Below are 22,554 nucleotides of genomic sequence, written 5' to 3'. Positions count from 1 at the left end.
GGTGGTTATGAACATGATCAGGATTACGGTTGCCGTTGTATTCCTTCTTTGGGGCGTGTCAGGGCAGGCATCAACGGGTGCGGCTGAGCAGGTTGCTGCCTTCCCGCGGGTGGTCCTCTATACGGCGCCATGGTGTGCCAATTGTACTGCCGCCAAGGAATACCTGGCCAGAAACAACATCCCCTTTGTCAAAAAGGATATTGCCGACAATGGCAGGTATCTGGAGGAGATGACGACCAGGTATAAAAGCCGTGCCGTGCCGGTGATCGTCATCGGCAATGACCAGAAGGTGCTGCGGGGATTCATTCGCGAATCGTTTCAGCGAGCCTTTGCAGAGGTATGTGCCGCTAAGGCGAAGTAATCGCTGCAGAATTAAAATAGATAAGGTTGACCAGCAAAACTGGAGGCCGTTCCCTGATGGGGTGCGGCCTTTTTTTATGGAGGAAAAAACGATGGACGAGATCCAAGTGGGAAGAAAAAGGAACCGCATGGGGAAGGGTTGGGAAAAGAGCATCAGGTGGTTATTGGCAGGCTGGGTGATAGTGGTTGGCCTTGCCGTTCTCAGTGGCTGCAATCGAACCATTGTACCTGTCAATCAGGATGAGTACGTGGAGATCGACAACCCCATAAACCTTGGGAACCCGGCGGAGAATCCGAAGGTCTGGGTGCCGAAGAGTTCGCTGGTAAATGGCATCCCGCGCGGACGGGAGCTGGTGAGGAAAGGCTACGAGAAGGTAACGGCAGAGGCTGAGCAGGGTGGTAGGGCAGCGGCCCAACCTGCTGGCTTGCGACACCGGTTATTGGTGGCCGAGGTGGAAAACCTGCACCTGGCCAGTGTGATTCGTGGGCAACTGGCCCAGAGTTGTGTTGTCCGACCTGTCGAAAGCCAGGCTATCGCTCAACCTTCGTCAGGCGACGAGAAAACTGACCTGGTTACTGCTGCTGCCCGACAGCTCGGAAGGGGGGCGGTACTCATAATCGACGCCCCTGAGGGAACTGACACCGGCGCCGTGATAAAAGCCGACCTCTATGACAACCGCGGGCCGGCCTTGATTCGGTCCTTTACCGTCAGAATACCCGAACCGGAGAAAGACGAAAGCCGGGAAGAGGCCGTGCAACGGGCGGTGAGCGGGCTGGCTTGGGCGGTACAGGATTCCCTCAGCCGCACACCCTGGTATGCCAAGGTGGCCACGGTTAAGGGTGATCGAATCTACGTGGATGCCGGGCTGACGTCGGGACTGAAGCAGGGCCAGCGGCTGGCCGTTTACCGGGGCGGCGAGGTGATCAGCGGTCTCGGTTTCGCCCATGGCAACAAGATCACCGATTTTGTCGTAACCGATTATGTCGGCTTGGATGGCGCTTTTGGCATAACTGCAGATGCCACCAAAGCGCAACCGGGCGACTTTGTTGAACCTGAATAATAATTTGTATTATCACCAAGGAGGAAAAGGATGAAAAAAACAGCATTTTTGGCCGCGGCGCTCTTCGCCGCAACGACCGCCCATGGCGCGGAGAACGGTAACGGTCCGGCGCAGGTTCCCTACAACTGTGATTTTGCACCATCCTGTGAGGTTGCCCCGGGGATCTACGGCAATCTCAATGCCCCAGCGACCAGCAAGTTCAACCTGTCGGTCGGCGGCTTCATCAAACTTGACTACGCATATAACTCGGTGAACTTCGGCCACAACTACTCACAGATGTCACCACAGGCGCTACCCAAGACCTCAAGCCTTGCCAACCAACGGGACCAATCGGTGTTCTCGGCACGCCAGTCGAGGATATGGCTCAAAGCCAACGGTCCTGCGCTGCTCGGGGCCAAAACTAGCAGCTTGCTGGAATTTGATTTCCAGGATACAAATGCAGCTGCCACGACTGATTTTCTCAACCCAAGCCCCAGGCTGCGACATGCCTATGCCAATCTGGACTGGGGCAAGACTCAGTTCCTTTTTGGTCAGACCGCCGACATATTCGGACTGGCGATCGCCAGCACAATTGATTTTCGAGGCAATGGCGGCACTGGCTTTCCAGGAACAAGAAACCCGCAGCTGAGAGTGACCCACCGTCTGGCACTTGACAAGAATAACTCCATCAAAATACTGGCAGGAGTTCAGACTCCTTACCAGGACAATAACTCCATAACTAACACGAAGGGCGGCCCTGGCGGTACCAACGGCACGCCGGGTACAGCAGGGGCAGCCGGTGATACCTGGGGGGCATTGCCAAATTTCGCCGGCCAGGTGCTTTTTATCAGTAAAGCGCTCGGTGTTTCTCCCGGGGCAGCAGGACTTATTCAGAACCCATTTACTGCCGGCTTCTTCGGTATTTATGGAAATCAGGATGTAAACGGAAATGCCCGTCGGGTCGATACCTGGGGCATTGGATTTTACACGTTTGTTCCGCTGATCAGCTCGACAGATGGCAAGAGCAGGGAAGGGACCTTGACCTTCGAAGGGCAGATTTATGAAGCAGCCAACCTGGTTACCGTTGCGGGAACCAGCGCCACGGCAGCCTCGTTGGTCGGGACCCCAGGCAATCTTACAGCGGCCAAGGGCTACGGTCTTGGTTCTCAGCTGATCTATTATCCTGTTCAGGACCTGGGCATCTCAGTGGGCTACGGAAGGCGCGGGGCGCTTAACTACGCTACCTACAAGAACAACTCCAACTTCGAAAAATTCAACGAATCTTTATTCGCCAATGCTTCCTATGATCTCAATGCCGCTTTGCGCATTGCCGTAGAGTACCAACATCTGAAGACGCAGTACGGTAACCCAGTGAATGTTACCGCCAATAACGGTACGTCTCCTCTTGCCGGGACATCTGATTTCGGCCAGGCGAATGTGGGCAGGCTTGCTTTCTATTATTTCTTCTGAGCAAGTTCTGAGCGAAGAGTTGCAATGGCAGGGCAGGGGCTTCGGTCCCTGCCTGATTTTGTTTCAGGAATAGATGTAGTTGCTTAATTAAGGGAGGTTTGCGGTGGCTGGTTTATTTCAGGATCGAACAGAAAACGCAGGTACCCTGTAATCTCACCCGGTGAGATGCCCGATTCTGACCAGAGAAAGACAAGAAGTGATTCACGGATGCAGACAGGCGCAGTAGCGGCATGGTCGTTGTAGATCAAGGGCTTGTCGCTGATAAGAAAACACTGCAGCAGGGTGGGGTGATCTTTCCGGTCACAGTAACATTGCTGCCGGGAAAGAAGCTCTGGTCGAAGAACCGCAATTCGGTAAGCGGTGTAACTGGTCGGATTGCTCGTAACGAAATCGGGGAGTGCTTTGAATGGCAGAGCGCCGTCATCTGCACCGTTATGCAGGGCAAAATCGGCAATCTCATATTTCTGTCTGAGGATTTCAGAGGCTTTTTTGGCAAGGATACCCGAGGGAGCCTGCATCAGCTTCTGAACCTCCTGGTATTGGCCGGTATCCATGGCGAAACAAGGTTCGTTCATGGCAAGGAAACAGATGGCAAGGATAACATTGCGAAATAAGGCCATGTGGACGGCTCCTTTCTTTTTGAAGATTATCACTGTTCCTCACCAAGGTGAAGGAGAAATAAACTCTACAAAATAAATCGACTTACTAGAAAATATTCTTGACTTGATTTGTAGAGGAAGCTAAGATGGTTTTACCTGTTGCTGACCAGAAAACTGGAGGCCAAGGTTCGTTAGGTTGTCCGTGACGGCCCTGGCCTTTTTTATTTGAGGGACCATGCAGATAAGAGTGGCAGTTGCTACCAGTGATGGACTGGCGGTGAATGAACATTTCGGCCGAACCAAGGCTTTTGTCATTTACGAACTGATCGATGAACAGTGGCGACAGGTCGAAGAACGGCAGACCCTGCCGGCATGCAACGGACACTGCCACAGCGGTGACTTCCTCGACAGTACGGTCTCGCTGCTCAATGACTGCCAGGGTGTGATCGTTAATCAGATCGGTCCCACTGCCATCGATGTTCTGCTCGGCAGCAACATGCTGCCGTTCTCCCTTGATGGCTCCATTGAGGAGGCGTTGGCTACGGTGCTCCAGTCAAAGCTGTTCCGCGTCCGCTATAAACTGAACTAGCCACCCGGACGTCTGATCATCATTTCCCGACAGTGGATGAACCGAATAATTGTTAAAGGAGATTTTCTATGGCACGCATTGCTAACAATCTGACTGAACTCATTGGCACTACACCTCTTCTGCGCCTCAATCGCGTCGCTGAAGGTGCGGTTGCAGAAGTTGTTGCCAAACTGGAGTCCTTCAACCCCGGAGGAAGTGTCAAGGATCGCATCGGCTTTTCCATGATCAAGGATGCCGAGGAGAAAGGATTGATCACCAAGAATACCGTGATCATCGAGCCGACCAGCGGCAATACCGGGATAGCCCTTGCCTTTGTGGCAGCGGCCAAGGGCTACCGGTTGATTCTGACCATGCCCGACACCATGAGCATCGAGCGGCGCAACCTGTTGAAAGCCTATGGGGCGGAGCTGGTGTTGACGCCTGGCGCCAAGGGGATGAAAGGGGCCATCGAGAAGGCCGAAGAACTGGCTGCGGCCACACCCAATTCCTTTGTGCCGCAGCAATTCAAGAATGAAGCGAATCCAGCCATTCATCGAGCAACAACCGCCGAGGAAATCTGGGCCGATACGGACGGCAAGGTGGATATTCTTGTCGGGGGGGTCGGCACCGGCGGGACCATCACCGGAATCGGGGAGATCCTCAAGGGGCGCAACCCTGAGTTCAAAGTCGTGGCGGTTGAGCCTTTTGATTCGCCGGTACTTTCCGGAGGTGTGCCTGGTCCTCACAAGATACAGGGGATTGGTGCCGGCTTTGTTCCAGGGGTTCTCAATACGGGCATAATCGACGAGATATTCAAGGTCAGGAATGAAGAGGCCTTTGAAACGGCCCGCCGCGTAGCGAAGGAAGAGGGGGTGCTCATCGGCATTTCCGGCGGTGCCGCTGCCTTTGCCGCGATTCAGGTAGCCAAGCGGCCGGAGAACAAGGGGAAACGCATTGTCGTCATCCTTCCTGACACTGGTGAGCGGTACCTCTCTACGGCCCTGTTTCAAGAAGTATGATGGAAGCAATTGTCGTTGGTCGATGCTCACGATTACTCTCCTGTAACGCACGTTTCATAGCAGTTTAATACTCACATTTGACTGACCAGAAAACTGGAGGTCAAGGTAAAGGCGTTTGTTGACGCCGTATCCTTGACCTCTTTTTTTTGCCTGAAGCATGCAAAAGCCACGGCAGCAAAGGACATACACATGCACGAAATCGCCCTGACCAATATTTCCTATGCCTATTCACAACAAGCAGTTCTTGAGGATATCAACTTTACTGCGGCGGCCGGGGAGTTTGTCTGTCTGCTGGGACCCTCCGGTTGCGGCAAGAGCACCCTCCTTCGCCTGCTTGCGGGCCTTGCTGCACCAAGCAGCGGGACCATAACCCTTGACGGCAAGCCAATCAGCGGCCCGGGACTGGATCGGGGGGTAGTGTTTCAGGACTACAGCCTTTTCCCCTGGATGACAGCCGGTCAGAATGTTGTCCTGGCCCTGGAACAGGCTTTCCCCGACCGTCCCAAGGCGAAGCTTCGTGAAACGGCCCAGAGCTACCTGGAAATGGTGGGCCTTAACGGGGTTTTTCACAAGCTCCCCGGCGCATTGTCGGGGGGGATGCGGCAGCGGGCGGCTATCGCCCGGGCTTTTGCCATTAATTCCCCGGTCCTGCTCATGGATGAGCCCTTCGGCGCACTGGATGCCATCACCCGCGCCCGCCTGCAGGATCTGCTCCTGCAACTGTGGCAGCAGAATGCGGCAGAGCGGAAGACGGTGTTCTTTGTTACCCACGATGTGGAAGAGGCAATCCTGCTTGCCAGCCGAGTAGTGGTGATGGGACTGAATCCGGGCTCGGTGCGCGGCATCTTCCCAGTGGACATCCCACGGCCGCGCCAGCGGCAGTCGCTTTACAGCGACTCCTCCTTTCTCACCCTGCGGGATCGTCTCATTGCCGAGCTGCACGCCGATGTGCTGGACGAGCTTGATGAAGGAAGGACGATCAGAACAGCAGGAGAGGGGATCTGAGGATGAAGAGGTATTCCGCCGCAATGCTGATCGCGTTGTTTGTGCTGACGATCGCTCCCCTTAACGGGCAGGCGAAAACCAGCCGACCGGTCCGCATCGGTTATTTGGATCACCCGGGGGCTTCTCTGGTGGTTCTTGCCGAAGTAGCGGGGCTTTACAAGTCCAATGGCCTGGAAGCTGCCCTGGTTCCCTTTGGTGATGGTGCCCAGGTGCTGGCAGCGTTGGAAACGGGACACCTAGCTTTCGGTGCTGTTCCGGTGGAGCAGACCCTCGGCCGGATCGGCGCAGGTGGCGGGCTCAATATCATCGCCGGGGGAGGTCGGCTCGAACACGATGACATGGTTGGCGAATTGGATGAGGAAGACGGAGGGGAACCCAACAGCGGTATTGTCATTGTTGCGGCTACCGGCCCCGGAGCGCTGGACAAGGAGATCCAGGTCCGCCTGGTGACGGCTTTGATTCAGGCTTACCAGTGTCTGAAAAAGGACCCGCTCAAGGCCTGGCGGCAGATAGTTGAACTGGTGCCGGATGCCGATCAGCGGCATCCTCACCTGGACCCGGACCCGGATTTTTGGAGGCTGAAACGGCTGTGGACAGCCCTGGGGCTGCAAAAGGAAGGGATGAAGCGGGATTTTCTCTCCAGCCATGTTAACGAAGAAATCTACTGTGACGCACTGGATGACCTGCTGGATGCAGACGGGCGGAAAGATCCGGTGTTACTGAAACTGAACAGCAGGGCGGTTTGTGTGCCGGACTGCTGTCCGACAAAGCGCAAGAAACAGCAATAAAAGAAGGGGGAAATCATGAAAAAGTTGGTTGTCAGCATCCTGTTTCTAACCACATTGGCAGGAAGCGCTTTCGGCGCCGGATTGCCGAAACTGCGAGTCGGCTACGTGCCGGAGCCGGCCCATGGTCTGTATTTTGTTGCCAAAGAGAAAGGGTACTTCAAAGAAGAAGGGGTCGATGTGGACCTGTACCAGTTTGGCAGCGCCGCCGAAGGGCTGGCGGCTCTCAAGGCGGAGAAACTGGATGTGGGCACCTTCGGCACCACCGCACCACTCCTGTTTACCAGCAAGGGGAGCGAATTCACCTTCATCGGCGGCATGATGATCGGGGGGCAGGCCATTATTACCCGGCCGGAGCGGCTGGCAGAGCTGAACGGCAAGAACCTGAAGGTCTACAAGGGAAAGAAGATCGGCCTGGTGAAGCTTTCCACCGGTGACGTGATCTTCAAGGGGGCCCTGAAGAAGGCGGGGATCGACTACAAGAAGGATCTGAATTTCGTCGAGTTCGGCACCGTTGCCGCCGTGGTCGAAGCGGTGAAAAAAGGAGCCGTGGATGCAGGCCTCGTCTATCCTCCCCACTTTTCCCTGGCAGAAAAGAACCACGGCCTGAAAGTGGCCCACTACATCGAGGAATTCTACCCGGATTACACCTGCTGCCGCATTGTCGCCCACACCAGGCAGGTCAACGCCGATCCGGAGACCTACAAAAAGTTCCTCGCCGCCCTGATCCGGGCCTATAAATTCTACAAGACCAACCCGGACGAAACGGTGAAGATCTATACCAAGGCGCTGAAAATCGATGAGGATATCATCCGCAACGAGACCTACGTGAAAAGGGTGGCCGACTCCAATCCCGACCCGCTGCGCAAGGGCATTCTGGACTTCTGGCAGCACATTCGGGACGCTGGCTATATCGCTACTGAGTATCCCATCGACAAGCACATCAACACGGCAATTTACAAGCAGGCGCTGGACAGAGTTATCAAAAAGAACCCCAAGGATAAAACTTATCAAGCAATGCTCAGTTTCTATAAGAAAAACAACTAAATCAAGCTGAGAGACAGCAGAAAGAAGGACTTACATGAAACGGATTATAATCCTAGTTCTTGCCATCACCCTGGTTGCCATTGGGGCCGGCTTATCCCATGCAGCCGACCTTAAGAAACTCAAAGTGGGCTACCTGCCCACCTCTGGACACCTGCTCTACTTCGTTGCCAAGGAAAAAGGATTTTTCCGGCAGGAAGGGCTTGATGTGGAACTGGCACGGTTCACCAATTCCGGCGAGGGGCTGACCGCCATCAAGACCGGCAAGCTGGATGCCGGTTCCTTCGGGACTTCCGCACCCCTTTCCTTTATCGCCAAGGGGGCCGATTTCACCATCTTCGGTGGGCAGATGGGGGAGGGGCACGGTCTCATCGCCAAACCGGAAAAAGCAACCCGGTTCAAGGAGTTGAAGAACTTCAAGGGGGCCACCATCGGCGCGGTACGCCTGGCCACGGGGGACGTGGTCTTCCGTGCGGCGCTCCATGAAGCGGGACTGGATTGGAAAAAGGACCTGACCATCAAGGAATTCGATTCACCAGCGGCGGTCATGGAGGGGGTGAAGAAGGGCACCCTGGATGCTGGTCTCGTGTGGATCCCTTATTTCACCCTTGCCGAAAAGCAGGGGCTAAAGGTGGTGAAGTACTCCGGTGAGGTGATCAAAGGTCATACCTGCTGCCGGCAGGTTGCCCTGACCTCGACCCTAAAGGCGCGCCAGGCCGACTTTGAACACTTTCTCGTCGCACTGCTCAAGGCTTACAATTATTACCTGACTGACAGAAACGGCACGGTGAATGTGGTTGCCAAATACGTCCCGATCGACAAGACCGATCTCCTCAAGGACATCTATGGGGGGCACCTGCTGGTAAGTCCCGACCCGCACCGGAAGTCGGTGCTCCAGTTCTGGGATTTCATGAAGCGGGCAGACTACATCACCAGCAACGACTCCATAGAAAACAGGATCAATACCAGGCTGTATGCGAGCGCCTTGGCTGCCCTTGAGAAGCGGGAGCCCAAGGAAAAGCTGTGGAAGAAGCTGAACAAGGAATTCAAGAGCGGCGAGCCGGCGCTGCACCTCAACCACTAGGATAGATCATCATGGCAAAGATCCAGATTCTACCGAACATCCTTTTTGCGCTCCTGCTGGTGATCCTTGCGACGACAGCAGGAGCGGGATTGCCCATTCATCTCATGGTGCTGGCGTTGGCAATTCATCTTGTCTACCTGCTGCGCTACGTTCTTGCCGGAGATGCATCGACGAAAACCAGCAGCGGTGATGTGGCGGCCATTCTCTATGTTTTCTTCCTTATCTGGTACCTGACAACCGGCCCCTTTGCAATCCTCGACAAGATGCTCTTTCCCAAGCCGGAGGATGTGCTGAAGCTGTTCGTCGCCGAGTTGCCCGACATGCTCAAGGGGCTGGTAAATTCGCTTATTCTGCTGGTAGGGGGCTACCTGCTCGCCCTGGTCACGGGCATTCCCCTGGGACTGCTGGTCGGCTGGCGGGTGCGGCTGTTCAAGGCGGTGAACCCCATCACCAAGGTGCTGGGGCCGATCCCTCCCATCGTCTACATCCCGTATGCCATTGCGCTTTTGCCCAGTTTTCGCGCCGCCTCCATTTTCGTCATCTTCATCGGCGCCTTCTGGCCCATCTTCATCAACACGGTGCATGGGGTGTTCAACATTCCTAAAGGGCTCGTCGATTCTGCCCGGGTGCTGAACCTGCGGGAGGGGACATTGCTCTATCGGGTGATACTGCCGGGCGCCATGCCCTCCATCTGCACGGGGGCGACCCTGGCGCTGGTTTTCTCCCTGGTGCTTCTGGCCGCTGCCGAACTTATCGGCGCCAATTCCGGCATCGGCTGGTATGTGAAGAACTTTGCCGATTTCGCCGATTACCAGCGGGTCATCGTCGGCATCATCTTCATCAGCATCGTCGTGACGACTATTACCTGGGGCACTGAGCGGATCGAGCGGCGTCTGCTTCGCTGGCGTAACTGATTTTACTACAAATATACTGACCAAGACACGGAGGTTCCCAATGGCTCTTTTCAAAAAAATCACTCAGGGCGCTCTGGCTTTGCTGATCGCCGTTTCATTTGCCGGCTCGGCAGCAGCGGCCGCCAAACCGACCCTCAAGGTGGGTTATGCCCCCGGCGGCGGCAGCGTCCTGACCTTCATCGCTAAAGATCAGAAACTCTTTGAAAAAGAGGGTGTCGAGGTTGAACTAGTGCAGTTTGCCAGTTCTTCCGACGGCCTCAACGCCCTGAACAGCGGCAAGATCGACATCGGTATCTCCTTCGGCACAGCCGGTCCCTTGACCTTTATCTCCAAAGGGTCAGATTTCACTATCATCGGTGGCCACCTTTCCGGCGGCCACCCGGTGCTGGCGCTCCCTTCCAAGGCGGGAAAATTCAGGAACATCAAGGACTTCAAAGGCAAAACCGTGGCCACGCCCCGTATCTATACCGCCGACATCGTCTGGCGGGGAGCCCTGAAGCGTGCCGGTCTCGATCCAAATAAAGATGTGAAGATCATCGAATTGAAGAACCCCTCCGCCGTTCTGGAAGCGGTCAAGGCGGGCAAGGTGGATGCAGGGATCGGCGCATCCTCGGTGCTGGTAAAGGCCAAAGAATCGGGGGTGGCTGTCGTTGGCTGGAGCAATGACTATTTTCCCAAGCATCCCTGCTGCCGAATCGTTGCCAAGGGTAAGGCGGTAAAGGAACACCCGGAAGCCTACCGTGCTTTCCTGCGGGGGGTGCTCCAGGCCGAGAAGCTGAAGGCTGCCAATCCCCGGCTGGCGGTGGATGTGAACAAGAAGTTCCTGGATATGGATGAGAAGATGGCCAGGGAGTTCACCCTGGAGCCCCACCAGCATGTGGATGTGGACCCCAACAAAAAAGGGGTGAAACAGATGTGGGATGACATGAAGGCCATCGATTACCTGCAGACCGATGTGGATCTCAATCGCTTCATCAATACGGACTTGTACCGGGACGCCCTGAACGAGCTTTTGCGCCGCAACCCGAAGGACAAGTACTTCAAGGAGGCGAAGAAGCGCTTCGCCAAGCAGAATCTTTAACCGTCTTTGGAGCGACCGATGCTGCTACTGGTAAAGAAATACGGTTGGTCACTGGTCCTGCTGATACTGTTAATGGTGCTCTTCGAGATTGCCACCGATCTGACCGGCTGGCTCGAACCGGTGCTGTTTCCCGGGCTGGCCAAGATTCTCCCCGAGTTGAAGCGTTCCATACCGAAACTGCTGCAGGGCTTCGTTAACTCAATGGGGCTCCTGTTGCCCAGCTACCTGCTGGCTCTGGTGCTCGGGATTGGCGGCGGGGTTCTGGTCGGTTCATCCCGCTTCCTGCGGGGGGTGTTGATGCCCATTTTCCGCGGCATCAGCCCAATCCCGCCGACGATGCTCATTCCCTATGCCATAGCCATTCTCCCCACCTTCTGGCTGTCGTCGGCGTTCATCATCTTTGCCGGCGCCTTCTGGCCGATCCTGATGGGGACCATCCATGGTGTAGTGCTGCTGGAACAGCGCTACCTGGATAATGCCAGCACCCTGGGACTCAGGGGCTTTCGTCTCTACGGCAAGGTGATCCTGCCAGGGGCGATGCCCATGATCTTCAGCGGGGCCGGCATGGCACTGGTCTTCAGCTTTATCCTCCTGACGGTGGCGGAGATGTTCGGCGCCAAGTCGGGGATGGGGCACTTTATCCAGTACCACGCCGATTTTTCCGACTACCCAAAGGTATTGGCCGGCATGCTCTTCATGTCGCTGGTCATCATTCTAATCATGGAGTTGTTCGATCTGCTCCAGCGGCGGGTGCTCCACTGGACCGGGAAAAGGTAGGTAAGGCCATGCTGCCACAACAAGGCGACCACAATTCACTGTTCATCAATGAAATCCCCAAGTGGGGGGAGCCCTATCCCAATATCCTCAACCGGCAGTCGGTGCTGGAATGCCTGACCGACTACATCCTGCAGGCAAACCATTGGGGATACAGGCCGGACCGGCGCAAGGTGCTGGCGGTGCGGCAATCTGACCGCACTGCGGCCCTGCGCAACGCGGCGGCTCCTATTCGCCAGGAGATCTACTACTTCATCGAGGGGGAGCTCTTTCCTGAAGAGGGGACGACCCGGCTCAAAGAGGGACAGACGCCGGCAGAACTAGCAGCGAACCTGCTTGATGGGCTCTACGAGCAACTCTACATCTGGGTTGCCTACGACTTCACCAAGGGTTCGCCCCCCGGCTTCAGGAAACCCTTCGACAAACCGCCGGTGGTGAAGGGATCGGCCAATCCCAACCCCGAGGCGCTTACCAGGAACCGACAGCTGCCGGAAGGGGTAAATCCACGGTTCTTTATTCCCGATCCGCTGCCGGAAAATCCGGTTACCATCGTGTCTCAGCCTGATGTGGCAACCGCTGAGATCGTCAATTTTGTCACCGAGTTGGTTAAGGGCGATTTCCGCAATGCCCTTCCCGAAGGGGATAACCCACCCATTTGGGACGAGCCGCTGGTTGCGGTTGCTTCCGCCCATGATCCGCTCTTCGCACGATTCCAGGATCCGGAGGTGGTGGGGCCATGCCATCGGCTGCCTGAAGAGTGGCTTCCTGGCGCCCGTTCGGTGATCAGCGTCTTTTTGCCATTCACCGAGCACATCTCCAGGAACTACAGCCGGGAACAGCGCTACTCAGCCGTGGAGTTTTCTTCCGGCAAGTGGAACGGCTCCAAGTTCCTCAACGTGGTGCGACGGGCCTTGATCCGTTTTGCCGAGCGCAATGGGGCACAGGCCGTGGCTCCCAACATCGATCCCCGCTACGACTCGGACGGCTGGCTTCCCTTCTGGTCTGAGCGGCACGCCGCCCTGGCGGCCGGACTTGGAACCTTCGGCCTGCACCAGAACTTCATCAGCGAGAAGGGGGCATTCGGCCGGCTCTGCAGCGTTATAACGACCCTCAACCTGCAACCGACGGAACGCCGTTATTCCGAGGTTTATGGCTACTGCCTCTACGCCTTCGACGGCAGCTGCCGGGCCTGCATCGACCGCTGCCCGACCGGGGCCATTACCGATGCCGGCAAACTGCCCGGACGCTGTGAGACCCACGGCAACAAGGAACATCTCAAAGACTGGAATTACGGCTCCTGCGGCCACTGCTCCACCTGGATACCTTGCTGGAAGCAGATTCCGGCAAAAATAAGAAAGACACTGGACGTGAAAGGATGAACAGATGACTTACTTCGACAACAAAGTCCCTCCCAAGCGCGAAGACCGGCTGAAGGCGGTCATTGCCCACAACGACACCATCTGCGGCCTGGCCGGAAAGGCCAAAGGCAAGAGCTGCTTGATCGACGACGGCGACCGGGGCTTTACCCAGGGCTCCATCTGTCTGCTGCTGCCTGCTCTGGCCATGCTCAACACCCTGCCCGATAACGTGGTGCTGCTGCACAGCGCTCTTGGCTGCGGTTCCTGTACCCATTCCCAGAATGCAAACGTGCGGGTGGGGAGCAACGTCCGCCAGGGGAAAACCAAGGATGGAATCTGGCTTTCCACAGCGTTGGATGAGACCGATGTCATCAGCGGCGGCGAGCCGAAATTGGAAAAAGCCATCATTGAGGTGGATCGTCGTTACCGTCCGGCGACCATCGCCATTGTTGCCGGTTGTGTGCCGGGCATCATCGGCGACGACATCGATGGGGTGGCGCAGAAGTTACAGCCCCAGGTCAACGCCAGGCTCTTGCCCGTTCACTGTGAGGGGTTCAAGACCAAAATCTGGGCCACCGCCTACGATGCGGTTTATCACACCATCGGCCGCAATCTCCTGGAGGAACGGGGTATCAGCAATCCGGCTCCGGAGGACGAACTGGCTGTCTTCCTGGAACAGCAGCGCCTGGCGAAGACGGTCAACCTGATGAACGTCTCCTCCATGGGGCGGGTGGACGAGCAGGAACTGGAGCGGCTTCTGAATTCACTGGGGCTGGAGGTTAATGTCTTTCCTGTCTTCGCCCATCCCGACTCTTTCGTCAAAGCAACCCGGGCGGCCCTCTCCATCAGCACCTGCCCAACCCATGACGACTACTTCCTCGGCTATCTACAGGAGCGGTTCAACGTCCCCTCCATCATCAGGCACATGCCCATCGGCATCGAGAACACCAGCCTGTGGCTCAGGGATGTGGCCGCGGCGCTGGGGCTGGAAGGGCAGGTGGAGCCGCTGATCGCCGCCGAGGAGGCGGAGCTCAAGGAAGCACTAAAGGAATTTCGACCCCTGTTCGAAGGAAAGAGGGTGTTCGTCAGCGCCGGTGAGTTCCGCGCTCTGGCCACCTCTCGCCTGTTGCAGGAGATAGGGCTGGAGGTGGTGGGCATCCGTTCCTTCCACCATGACGATTTTGCCAACGTGGAGTACGAGAAGCTGGCCGGCGAGGCCAAGAGCGATTACGTGGTGGACATTGCCAACGTTCAGCCCTTCGAGGAGGCCAACCTGCTCAAACGGCTCAAGCCGGATCTGTTTCTGGGCCACGCCAACGGCAACATGACCGCCGCGAAGCTTGGCATTCCCACCCATGTCATCTACAACACCGGGCTGTCCTACATCGGCTACCGAGGCGTGTACGAGGTGGCGCGACGGCTGCATCGCCAGCTGAAGAATCCCGTCTACAACCGCAACCTGGGCGAGAACATTCGGCTCCCCTACACGGAAAACTGGTATAGGGCCGAGCCCTTTTCCTATCTGAATACCCGCGGGAGGTCTGTCAATGAGTGAACATTTTGTCGAACGGGCGCGTTTCATGTGTTCCCTGGGGGGAGCGGTGGGTACCGTCACCGCCCTGCCGGGAGCGATCCCCATCCTTCATTCGGCATCCGGCTGCGCCGGCAATTTTGCCTGGACCCAGAACGGCGGCAGCGGTCTCCAGGTGGGAGGCTATTGCGGTTCCCTGACCGTTCCCAGTTCCAACATGCAGGAGAACGAGGTGGTCTTCGGCGGCGAGGAGCGCCTGCGGGAACAGATCGCCAGCACCCTCAAGGTCATGGACGGAGAGCTGTATGTGGTCCTGACAGGCTGCGTCCCTGAAATGATCGGCGACGATATCTTTGCCGTAGTCAACGAGTTTCGCGATGAGGGAGCGCCGATCATCGGCGCCATCACCGGCGGCTTCCGCGGCAACTCCTACTGGGGATACGACCTGGTGCTGCAGGCCCTGGTCAAGGATTTTCTGGAGCGGGGGCTCCCCAAGGTGAAGGGAAAGGTCAACCTCTGGGGGATCGTTCCTTACATGGACCCGTTCTGGCGTGGCAACCTGGAAGGAATCCGCCGGTTGCTGGAACTTTTGGGGCTTGAGGTAAATTCGTTCTTTACCGCCGATGACAGCCTGGAGGCCATTCGCCGGGCGGGCGAGGCGGAGTTGAATATAGTCGTCTCCGACATCTACGGTCAGGAGGCGGCCCGGCAGTTTCAAGAACGCCACGGCACGCCCTATCTCACCTTGCCGCTCCCCGTGGGCCCCAGTGCCTCGGAGGAGTTCCTCCGCTTGGTGGCAGCAAAGCTGGCACTTGACGAAAGTATGGTACAGGGGGTGATCGACCGGGAGAAAAGCCGCTATTACAAAATCCTGGAGCCTCTTACGGACTGCTATAACGATATCGACCTGCAGCGCTACGCGGTGGTAGTCGGTGACGGCAACTATGCCGTGGCCCTGAGCCGCTTCCTGGCCGATGACCTGGGCTGGCTGCCCGAATTGACCGTCTGCACGGACCAGGTGAAGGAGGAGGAAAAGGTTGCCCTGGCCGGCCGTGTAGAGAAGCTTGCCTCCGGCTACAAAACCAAGCTGGTTTTCGAGACGGATGCAAGCGAAGTGCTGGGTCACCTGAACCGCCACTGGCCGCGCTCCAGGGGTGAGAAATTTTACAACGCCTTCAGCCCAGCCTTCGTGGTTGGAAGCTCATTGGAGCGGGAACTGGCCCTGCAGCTGGGGGCGCCGCACCTGTCAGTTTCCTTTCCCGTTGCCAACCGGGCGGTGCTGGACCGGGGCTATACCGGTTTCAGCGGGGGCTTACGGCTGGCTGAGGATTTATTCAGCGCTGTGGTGGCGAATAGATGAATTGTGGTGGAGGCCAGGCTGCCGCGACTTCATCCGGTCGTTTGGTCGCCACAGCTGCGGACCTTGCGGGGCCTGTTCTCGTCGCAATCGGTTTTGCATTCGACAGGCGGCGAGGCTTCTAGCACCATGGGGCGAGTGTCCGCTCGCCGCTGTGGCTCGGTCACTCCCTCCCGAAGCCACGGCAGCCTTTTCTGCACATTCACGAGATAGGAAAACTCTAAAAGAGCTCCTCTATGGAGGAGACAAGAGGAGGAATGGAAATGTCTGCTGACAAAGAAACGTTATACAAGCAATTGGCCGACGCCGTGGTGGATATGGACGAGGATCAGGCGGTGGCCACGGCTGAAGCGGTTGCGACAGCAGGGCTTGATGCCTATGAGGCAATCGAGAAGGGGCTTTCGGCCGGTATGGAGCGGGCAGGGCAGCTCTTCGACGAGGAGGAATACTTCATTCCCGAGCTGCTCATGTGCTCCGATGCCATGTACGCGGGGATGGATGTGTTGAAGCCCCACATCAGGCAGGATGCGGTGGCGGAAAAGCGGCGGGTTGTGATCGGCGTCATTCAGGGGGATACCCACGATATCGGCAAGAACCTGGTGAAGATCATGCTGGAAACCTCGGGCTTCGACGTGACCGACCTGGGGCGCGATATTCCTCCGGCAAGCTTCGTTCAGACCGCCCAGGAAATTGATGCCGACATCATTGCCCTTTCCACGCTCATGACCACCACAATGGACGGCATGGGGGAGGTGGTGCGCCAGCTCAACGATCAGGGGGTACGTGACAAGTTCAAGGTCATCGTCGGCGGCGGCCCCATATCCCAGGGCTTTGCCGACCGGATCGGCGCCGACGGCTATGCGGTCAACGCCGCCGATGCCGTGCGTCTGGCTAGAAGGCTGACTTCCCCGGAAGTGGCAGCAGCGTGATGGGCACTGATGCCATGAAACCACTGGAACGTCTCGCCGCCTACGGCAAAGGGGAAGCAATAGATCGTCTCCCCTGCGTTCCCATCGTCGGCAACACCGCGGCCAGAGTGATCGGCGTCAAGGTAGGGGATTTCCGCGGCAACGGTCCGCTCATCGCCCAGGCCCAGGTGGCTGCCTACCGCAAGTTCGGCTACGACGTGATCCGCATCTTCACCGACCTCTATACCCAGGCCGAGGCCATGGGTGCGAAGGTGCATTATCCGGCAGACGAGACTGCGTACCTGGAAGCTCCGGCCATCAGCGATCCGGCTGAGGTCCAGCGGCTGCAGCCCGCGGATCCGTACCGGGACGGCAATCTGCCCCATCACTTGGAGGCGATGCGCATTGCCGTGGATCAGGTGGGTAACGAGGTGCCGGTGACCGGAGCGCTGACCTGCCCTTTCACCAACGCCTCTTTCCTGGTGGGGGCGGAAACATTGGCCCGGCTGATGCTGAAGGACCCTGAGACTGTGCATCGGCTCTGCGAAATATCCTTGGACACAAATTTCCGCTATGCCGCGGCGATTATCGAGGCCGGGGCGACACCAAGCCTTACCGATGCCATGTCGTCATCCACCGTCATCAGCCCCCGGCAGTTCAAGGAGTTCTCCCTGCCCTATCTCAAACGGCTCATCGACTTCATCCACGGCAAAGGGAAGAGTGTTACCCTGCACATCTGTGGCAAAACGGCCAAGATCTGGGAGTCGATGGTGGAGGCGGGTGCCGATTGCATAAGTATCGATAACGATGCCAGTCTGATCGAGGCAAAGCTGGCGGTGGGAAACCGGGTGCGGCTGATGGGCAATGTGCATCCTTCGGCGGTGATGCTGCAGGGGGCGGTGGAGGATGTGCGCCGGGCAACCCTTTCCTGCCTCCGCGAGGCCCATGACAACCCCAAAGGCTTCATCGTCGCGTCCGGTTGTAGTCTGCCTACGGAGGCGCCGTTCGAGAATATAGAGGCGATGATGGAGACGGTGCGTAATTTTAAAGTTGAGGATCAATGATGAGTCTCAGTCCCAAACAGCGCTTGCTGGATACAGTGAAGAAGAAAAAGGTGGACCGGCCGCCGGTTATCTGCACCGGCGGCATGATGAACGCCGCCATTGTGGATGTGATGAACGAAAGCGGCCACACTCTTCCGGAAGGGCACTTCGACAGCGAACTGATGGCGGCAATCGCCACCGATGTCCATCGGGATACCGGTTTCGAAAACCTGGGCATTCCCTTCTGCATGACGGTGGAGGCGGAGGTGCTGGGGAGCGACATCGACTTCGGCACCCTGGCCTGCGAACCGAAGATCGCCCGGGAGTCGTTTCCGTCGGTGAAGGAGGTGGTCTATCGGGACGTTGCCGCCATGCTCAATGCAGGCCGGATACACACCCTGGCTGGGGCCGCCGAACGGCTGGCGAAAATGAATCCGGAGGTGCCGATTATCGGCAGCGTCACCGGACCCATCAGCACTGCAGCTTCAATCGTCGACCCCATGCAGTTTCTGAAAGAGCTGCGCAAAGAGCGGGACGCTTCCCACCGGGTCCTCGACTACGTCAGCGAATTTCTCATAGCCTTTGCCCAAACATTGGTGGAGAGCGGCGCCACTGCCATCTGTATCGGCGATCCCACCGCCACCGGCGAAATCCTCGGGCCGAAGATGTTCTCCGACTACGCGGTCACCTATCTCAATAAGGTCATCGACGGCATCCATGCCACCGGCGTGCCGGTACTGGTGCATATCTGCGGGGAGATGAAGGCGGTCAAACCTTCCATCCCCCAGCTTCATGCGGATGCTATCAGCACCGACGCCTTCGTGAATCTAAAACTGCTGAAGCAGGAGTATCCCCAGCTAACTACCATGGGCAATGTGAGCACCTTCCTGCTTGAATTGGGAGACCCGGACAAGGTCGCCCGCCATACGGAAGGGCTGGTAAAAGACGGCATCGACATTATTTCGCCTGCCTGCGGTCTTAGTACGGCGTCGCCGGTGGCAAATATTCGGGCCATGACCGGCATTGTCAAAAATAGCCATTAGTTTTTCTATAGGACCTATGCGTCCTATGGGACCTATAGGTCCTATTGCTTTTCTCGATGGAGATAAATTAATGCCAAACGTCCATTTCCTCCCCGCCAATCGCTCCATTGCCGTCGAAAAAGGGACCACCGTTCTGGAAGCGGCACGCTTGGCCGGTGTGCTGATTGAATCCCCCTGCAACGGTGCCGTCGTTTGCGGTAAATGCGCCGTCCATTTGGAGCCGGACTCCCTCCACCATATTATACGGCGTGGGGTGCATCATCTTTCCAACGATCAGAAATTGGCGGGGCAGGTGCTTTCCTGCGAAGCCGAAGTAATCGGCGACATTACCGTCCTTGTCCCGGATGTTGCCCAGGAGGACCTTAAGATAACCAGCCACGGTCATGCCCTGGCCGTGGCCCTGGCGCCGCACGTAACTAAGGAATTTCAGCCTGACAAAGGTGTGACAGCCGTCTTTCACGGCGGCGAAATCGCCTATGAGGAAGAGGGGGATACGGAAGGGGAGACCTTTGGAGTAGTGGTGGATATCGGCACCACCACCTTGGTGGTATCTCTAGTCGATCTGAACACAGGAATGGAATTGGCACATGCCTCGGCTCTCAATCCCCAGAGCCGCCATGCCCAGGATGTACTTTCCCGGATTCGGATTGCCTGCGAAGAAAAGGGATTATCGGAGATGCGCTCTGGTGTGATCGGTGAAATCAACCGCCTGATCGGGCAGGTAGCAGGCGAGGCAGAGGTCCACCAGGATCGCATCTACGAGGTCGTCTTCAGCGGCAACACTTGTATGCTCCACCTCGCTGCAGGCATCAACCCCCGTTCTCTCGGGCAATACCCCTATACCCCCGAACTCACTGGCGGCTGCTGGATGTCAGCTAATGATCTGGTGCTGACCATTGCGCCCAAGGGGATTGTTTACCTGCCCCCGATCATCTCCGCCTATGTTGGGGCTGACATTACAGCCGGTCTGCAAGCGGTACGGCTTCATGAAGAACAGGGGACAGTTCTTTTTATCGACATAGGCACCAATGGTGAGATGGCGATCGTCCATGAAGGCCAGGTTCGGGCAACTTCTACCGCTGCCGGACCTGCTTTTGAGGGAATGAACATTACCTTTGGCATGAGAGCAGGGCAGGGGGCGATCGAGCGTTTCGCTATCCTCAAGGGGGGGGATATTTGCCTCAAGACCATTGGCAACTCTCCGGCTACCGGTATTTGCGGCAGCGGATTGATGGATATAGTAGCCGAACTGGTTCGACATGGGGTAATCAACAAGAACGGAAAGTTCGTCTCACCTGAAGATCCAGTTTTGCTTCCTCTCCTGGCGGAGCGACTTGTAAAAATTGATGGTAAGCCGGCTTTCAAGCTGACTGACAATGTGTATCTTTCCCAAAAGGATGTTCGTCAGGTGCAGCTTGCGAAAGGGGCAATCAGGGCTGGGGTGGAGTTCCTATTGCGCCATACGGGTGTGAATCCTGTGGATCTAGATAAGGTCCTCATCGCCGGGTCTTTCGGTTTTCATCTCACCGCAGAAAGTCTGGTCACGATCGGACTTCTTCCTGCTGAAACCACAGGAAAAATTGAGTTTGTCGGCAACACAGCTAAAAGTGGCGGAAAGGCTTTCTTGCTCAACCACAACAGCCGAATTGAGGTGCAGCGATTAGTGCAGGAGGTCAAAGTTGTAGAGCTGGCAAACTGCGCTGACTTCGACCGCGTCTTTGTTGAAGTACTCTCTTTTTGATCAAGTGCTTCTGCCCACAGGGAATCGCAGCGAAAGCCCGGGAATTTCGACTCCGATTGAGATTGGCCTTGAGGAAAGGAAATCAGGCGGTGAGAAAGCCGTCCGGGGCCAGGGACGTTGCCAGCATGACCTGGTTGATGTCCCGGTGTTCACTCCAGGTCCGTTGTTTGCGGTGTGCCGGTTCCAGCCAGAACTGCTCTATCTTATTTCCCAGATGTAAGTACCTGGCCAGCTGCTCCAACCGCCTCGTGACGAGGGGGCTAAACTGCTCCGGATATGATCCGAGCCATCCCCGCATCCGTTCCAGGCCATGAAGGCCTATGGACAACCCCAGCTCCCGGAATGCCAGTCGGTATGCGGCAGGAAGCTGCACCTGGTCCTGCTTGTCGAAAAAAACGAGTCCTTCGAGAATTGCATCCAGCACCCGCTCCAGCAGTCCATCTTCATGGAACTTTCCGCGGATGGTTAGCTGCATCATGCGACCGGCGTCAAAGAGCAGGCCTCCCAACCCCAGCGGGTCATCGGTCGCCACTGACGTGGACCGGCAGAGCCTGGCCATCTCCTCGATTTCTCTGTCCAGAGCTGGAAGCCTGTCCTTTGTCTCCGCTGTCTCAGAACATGCCTGGAGCTCGCTGTAGGTGACCAGCCCGTCAAGGGGATCGTGCTGCCCCATGGAAGTGACCGCAGGGCGGGTCAGGTCGATGTTCATTTTCCAGTACATCCGGCCGTTGCCGCGTTCAGGGATCGCAGTAAAACGGCCATGGGCCACCTTGGCCAGTTCGATGGCCCAAAGGAGATATTCGATATTGCCGGTAGCCCTGGCGACACAGCTCAAGGCATGCATCCACTTGGTCAGGTAATGGTAATACTGGCCGTCCCGCTCCCATTCCAGTTGGCCGTCATATCGCTCGCCCGGGGAACGTTCCGGCAGCTCCTTGCCGATCCGTAGCCCTCCGACGGTTGGATGCCGCTCCCCATCCGGCTCGGACAGCCCGCTGATCCAGCCGGTACGGGCATTATCGGGACGGTGGCGACCAAGGATATGATGAACCTGGTCAACGAGTTGCAGCGCCAGATCCAGCCACGACTGCTGTTGGCTTCGGGTGAAGAGATCGAGATAATTGCAGATGGCGAAGGCATCGGTCCAGAGGTAGCGCCGTGGCGTCCCGCTGCCGGTAAGGCCAGTAGCACCGGCAAAATCGAGCATCAGGCCCGCTGCAGAAACTGTGGATTCGAAGCTTTGCATATATTCCCTATTCCGGTTTTGTCCACCCGTGGAGCAGGGTGTATCCCTTGGCTGCCAGATCGGTGGCAACTTTCAGCCCCAGTCCATCGGTAGCGCCGGTAATGAGAATGACCCGGTGTCCTCGATCATCCATTCCGACATTCCTCACGCGTGTTTTGGGGGTTCGGGCACCTTGGCCCCCTTTTTTCGGGCCTCGACAGACCGATGGCAACTGCCTGCTTGGGATTGGTGACCTTTTTCTCCGATTTGCCGCTTTTCAATTGCCCCTTCTTGAACTCATCCATGGTCTCTTCAACCGTTTCCTGCGCTTTCTTGCCGTAACGTGCCATGGTGACCTCCCTCATGCAAACGTGGAAGCTGCCGCCTCGATTCAAGTATAACAAAGATACTCTGCACTTGAGCCGTGACGGCTATATTTGCCTGTAGAACGAAAGAGGGACCCAATATGCCCCTTGAAGGGTAGATTCTATTCGTAAGTGCACCACGTGATAAAAAAGCAGGACATGATGGTTTTCTGGTAGTGTGTGAAGCGCGACCAACACTCACTACGGAAAGGAACCCACCATGTCCTACAGCCATTTTAC

General features: G+C 57.0%; 23 protein-coding genes. 19 read left to right on the top strand and 4 right to left on the bottom strand.

The annotated features are described in order from the left end of the window. Positions 1-7 precede the first annotated feature (7 nt). The 3 genes from ML541_RS17925 (at position 8) to ML541_RS17915 (ending at position 2,870) form a co-directional block, all read left to right on the top strand. Complete coding sequence (locus ML541_RS17925; RefSeq protein WP_243375126.1) at positions 8-361, top strand: glutaredoxin domain-containing protein; 354 nt, start codon at positions 8-10, stop codon at positions 359-361. Between the two features lie 91 nt (positions 362-452). Continuing rightward, positions 453-1,421: a hypothetical protein gene (locus tag ML541_RS17920; RefSeq protein ID WP_243375124.1), complete on the top strand. Its 969-nt coding sequence runs from the start codon at positions 453-455 to the stop codon at positions 1,419-1,421. 30 nt (positions 1,422-1,451) lie between these two features. Continuing rightward, positions 1,452-2,870 (top strand): hypothetical protein, encoded by a 1,419-nt coding sequence (locus ML541_RS17915; protein ID WP_243375122.1) that lies wholly within the window; start codon positions 1,452-1,454, stop codon positions 2,868-2,870. 83 nt (positions 2,871-2,953) lie between these two features. Here the strand turns inward: ML541_RS17915 and ML541_RS17910 are convergent, their stop codons facing one another. Beyond that, positions 2,954-3,490: a hypothetical protein gene (locus ML541_RS17910; protein ID WP_243375119.1), complete on the bottom strand. Its 537-nt coding sequence runs from the start codon at positions 3,488-3,490 to the stop codon at positions 2,954-2,956. Between the two features lie 214 nt (positions 3,491-3,704). Between ML541_RS17910 and ML541_RS17905 the strand changes: the two genes are divergently transcribed. The 16 genes from ML541_RS17905 (at position 3,705) to ML541_RS17830 (ending at position 20,724) form a co-directional block, all read left to right on the top strand. Then, entirely contained in the window at positions 3,705-4,058 is a 354-nt protein-coding gene (locus ML541_RS17905) for a NifB/NifX family molybdenum-iron cluster-binding protein (protein ID WP_243375117.1), read from the top strand. Between the two features lie 68 nt (positions 4,059-4,126). Then, positions 4,127-5,056 carry a cysteine synthase A gene (gene cysK, locus ML541_RS17900; RefSeq protein ID WP_243375114.1) on the top strand — a complete coding sequence of 310 codons (930 nt, stop codon included), beginning with the start codon at positions 4,127-4,129 and terminating at the stop codon, positions 5,054-5,056. Positions 5,057-5,245: 189 nt separating this feature from the next. Then, the gene (locus ML541_RS17895; RefSeq protein WP_243375111.1) at positions 5,246-6,061 is read left to right on the top strand and encodes an ABC transporter ATP-binding protein; all 816 of its coding nucleotides are present in this window, start codon (positions 5,246-5,248) and stop codon (positions 6,059-6,061) included. 2 nt (positions 6,062-6,063) lie between these two features. Beyond that, on the top strand, positions 6,064-6,849 hold the full coding sequence (locus ML541_RS17890; RefSeq protein WP_243375108.1) for a hypothetical protein: 786 nt from the start codon (positions 6,064-6,066) through the stop codon (positions 6,847-6,849). A 15-nt stretch (positions 6,850-6,864) separates the two neighbouring features. After that, positions 6,865-7,893 carry an ABC transporter substrate-binding protein gene (locus ML541_RS17885; RefSeq protein WP_243375105.1) on the top strand — a complete coding sequence of 343 codons (1,029 nt, stop codon included), beginning with the start codon at positions 6,865-6,867 and terminating at the stop codon, positions 7,891-7,893. A gap of 34 nt (positions 7,894-7,927) precedes the next feature. Next, positions 7,928-8,974 carry an ABC transporter substrate-binding protein gene (locus ML541_RS17880; RefSeq protein ID WP_243375102.1) on the top strand — a complete coding sequence of 349 codons (1,047 nt, stop codon included), beginning with the start codon at positions 7,928-7,930 and terminating at the stop codon, positions 8,972-8,974. A gap of 11 nt (positions 8,975-8,985) precedes the next feature. Then, positions 8,986-9,888, top strand: a complete 903-nt coding sequence (locus ML541_RS17875; protein ID WP_243375099.1) for an ABC transporter permease subunit — start codon at positions 8,986-8,988, stop codon at positions 9,886-9,888. A gap of 40 nt (positions 9,889-9,928) precedes the next feature. Next, on the top strand, positions 9,929-10,969 hold the full coding sequence (locus ML541_RS17870) for an ABC transporter substrate-binding protein (protein ID WP_243375096.1): 1,041 nt from the start codon (positions 9,929-9,931) through the stop codon (positions 10,967-10,969). Positions 10,970-10,987: 18 nt separating this feature from the next. Further along, on the top strand, positions 10,988-11,746 hold the full coding sequence (locus ML541_RS17865) for an ABC transporter permease subunit (protein WP_243375094.1): 759 nt from the start codon (positions 10,988-10,990) through the stop codon (positions 11,744-11,746). 8 nt (positions 11,747-11,754) lie between these two features. Further along, positions 11,755-13,122, top strand: coding sequence for a hypothetical protein (locus tag ML541_RS17860; RefSeq protein ID WP_243375091.1), 1,368 nt, complete (start codon positions 11,755-11,757; stop codon positions 13,120-13,122). Between the two features lie 4 nt (positions 13,123-13,126). Beyond that, positions 13,127-14,656 (top strand): nitrogenase component 1, encoded by a 1,530-nt coding sequence (locus ML541_RS17855; protein WP_243375083.1) that lies wholly within the window; start codon positions 13,127-13,129, stop codon positions 14,654-14,656. Further along, positions 14,649-15,992: a nitrogenase component 1 gene (locus ML541_RS17850; RefSeq protein ID WP_243375080.1), complete on the top strand. Its 1,344-nt coding sequence runs from the start codon at positions 14,649-14,651 to the stop codon at positions 15,990-15,992. Before ML541_RS17855 ends, ML541_RS17850 begins: the two co-directional genes overlap by 8 nt. 260 nt (positions 15,993-16,252) lie before the next feature. Then, positions 16,253-16,918 carry a corrinoid protein gene (locus ML541_RS17845; RefSeq protein WP_243375078.1) on the top strand — a complete coding sequence of 222 codons (666 nt, stop codon included), beginning with the start codon at positions 16,253-16,255 and terminating at the stop codon, positions 16,916-16,918. Next, positions 16,918-17,961, top strand: a complete 1,044-nt coding sequence (locus tag ML541_RS17840) for a uroporphyrinogen decarboxylase family protein (RefSeq protein ID WP_243375169.1) — start codon at positions 16,918-16,920, stop codon at positions 17,959-17,961. The genes ML541_RS17845 and ML541_RS17840 overlap by 1 nt, the downstream gene beginning before the upstream one ends. Continuing rightward, positions 17,958-18,983 (top strand): uroporphyrinogen decarboxylase family protein, encoded by a 1,026-nt coding sequence (locus ML541_RS17835; RefSeq protein ID WP_243375075.1) that lies wholly within the window; start codon positions 17,958-17,960, stop codon positions 18,981-18,983. Before ML541_RS17840 ends, ML541_RS17835 begins: the two co-directional genes overlap by 4 nt. A 70-nt stretch (positions 18,984-19,053) precedes the next feature. Beyond that, a complete protein-coding gene (locus ML541_RS17830; RefSeq protein WP_243375072.1) occupies positions 19,054-20,724 on the top strand; it encodes an ASKHA domain-containing protein in 1,671 nt (556 codons plus the stop codon). A gap of 82 nt (positions 20,725-20,806) precedes the next feature. Here ML541_RS17830 and ML541_RS17825 read toward each other — a convergent pair whose 3' ends face one another. The 3 genes from ML541_RS17825 to ML541_RS17820 are packed head-to-tail and all read right to left on the bottom strand — an operon-like array spanning position 20,807 to position 22,299. Continuing rightward, the gene (locus ML541_RS17825) at positions 20,807-21,970 is read right to left on the bottom strand and encodes a hypothetical protein (RefSeq protein WP_243375071.1); all 1,164 of its coding nucleotides are present in this window, start codon (positions 21,968-21,970) and stop codon (positions 20,807-20,809) included. Between the two features lie 7 nt (positions 21,971-21,977). After that, on the bottom strand, positions 21,978-22,103 hold the full coding sequence (locus tag ML541_RS18935; protein WP_279342570.1) for a hypothetical protein: 126 nt from the start codon (positions 22,101-22,103) through the stop codon (positions 21,978-21,980). After that, positions 22,096-22,299, bottom strand: coding sequence for a DUF6496 domain-containing protein (locus ML541_RS17820; RefSeq protein ID WP_243375069.1), 204 nt, complete (start codon positions 22,297-22,299; stop codon positions 22,096-22,098). The genes ML541_RS18935 and ML541_RS17820 overlap by 8 nt, the downstream gene beginning before the upstream one ends. Between the last annotated feature and the right edge of the window lie 255 nt (positions 22,300-22,554).

Source organism: Geotalea sp. SG265 (assembly GCF_022808985.1).
In the GTDB taxonomy this organism is placed as follows: domain Bacteria; phylum Desulfobacterota; class Desulfuromonadia; order Geobacterales; family Geobacteraceae; genus Geotalea.
The sequence above is the reverse complement of the archived record's forward strand: the minus strand, read 5'-3'. Positions and strand labels throughout refer to the sequence as shown.

Coding starts and splice junctions, on each gene's coding strand:
- ML541_RS17925 (WP_243375126.1), top strand. CDS start 8: ATGAACATGATCAGGATTACGGTTGCCGTTGTATTCCTTCTTTGGGGC.
- ML541_RS17920 (WP_243375124.1), top strand. CDS start 453: ATGGACGAGATCCAAGTGGGAAGAAAAAGGAACCGCATGGGGAAGGGT.
- ML541_RS17915 (WP_243375122.1), top strand. CDS start 1,452: ATGAAAAAAACAGCATTTTTGGCCGCGGCGCTCTTCGCCGCAACGACC.
- ML541_RS17910 (WP_243375119.1), bottom strand. CDS start 3,490: ATGGCCTTATTTCGCAATGTTATCCTTGCCATCTGTTTCCTTGCCATG.
- ML541_RS17905 (WP_243375117.1), top strand. CDS start 3,705: ATGCAGATAAGAGTGGCAGTTGCTACCAGTGATGGACTGGCGGTGAAT.
- cysK (WP_243375114.1), top strand. CDS start 4,127: ATGGCACGCATTGCTAACAATCTGACTGAACTCATTGGCACTACACCT.
- ML541_RS17895 (WP_243375111.1), top strand. CDS start 5,246: ATGCACGAAATCGCCCTGACCAATATTTCCTATGCCTATTCACAACAA.
- ML541_RS17890 (WP_243375108.1), top strand. CDS start 6,064: ATGAAGAGGTATTCCGCCGCAATGCTGATCGCGTTGTTTGTGCTGACG.
- ML541_RS17885 (WP_243375105.1), top strand. CDS start 6,865: ATGAAAAAGTTGGTTGTCAGCATCCTGTTTCTAACCACATTGGCAGGA.
- ML541_RS17880 (WP_243375102.1), top strand. CDS start 7,928: ATGAAACGGATTATAATCCTAGTTCTTGCCATCACCCTGGTTGCCATT.
- ML541_RS17875 (WP_243375099.1), top strand. CDS start 8,986: ATGGCAAAGATCCAGATTCTACCGAACATCCTTTTTGCGCTCCTGCTG.
- ML541_RS17870 (WP_243375096.1), top strand. CDS start 9,929: ATGGCTCTTTTCAAAAAAATCACTCAGGGCGCTCTGGCTTTGCTGATC.
- ML541_RS17865 (WP_243375094.1), top strand. CDS start 10,988: ATGCTGCTACTGGTAAAGAAATACGGTTGGTCACTGGTCCTGCTGATA.
- ML541_RS17860 (WP_243375091.1), top strand. CDS start 11,755: ATGCTGCCACAACAAGGCGACCACAATTCACTGTTCATCAATGAAATC.
- ML541_RS17855 (WP_243375083.1), top strand. CDS start 13,127: ATGACTTACTTCGACAACAAAGTCCCTCCCAAGCGCGAAGACCGGCTG.
- ML541_RS17850 (WP_243375080.1), top strand. CDS start 14,649: ATGAGTGAACATTTTGTCGAACGGGCGCGTTTCATGTGTTCCCTGGGG.
- ML541_RS17845 (WP_243375078.1), top strand. CDS start 16,253: ATGTCTGCTGACAAAGAAACGTTATACAAGCAATTGGCCGACGCCGTG.
- ML541_RS17840 (WP_243375169.1), top strand. CDS start 16,918: ATGGGCACTGATGCCATGAAACCACTGGAACGTCTCGCCGCCTACGGC.
- ML541_RS17835 (WP_243375075.1), top strand. CDS start 17,958: ATGATGAGTCTCAGTCCCAAACAGCGCTTGCTGGATACAGTGAAGAAG.
- ML541_RS17830 (WP_243375072.1), top strand. CDS start 19,054: ATGCCAAACGTCCATTTCCTCCCCGCCAATCGCTCCATTGCCGTCGAA.
- ML541_RS17825 (WP_243375071.1), bottom strand. CDS start 21,970: ATGCAAAGCTTCGAATCCACAGTTTCTGCAGCGGGCCTGATGCTCGAT.
- ML541_RS18935 (WP_279342570.1), bottom strand. CDS start 22,103: ATGGATGATCGAGGACACCGGGTCATTCTCATTACCGGCGCTACCGAT.
- ML541_RS17820 (WP_243375069.1), bottom strand. CDS start 22,299: ATGGCACGTTACGGCAAGAAAGCGCAGGAAACGGTTGAAGAGACCATG.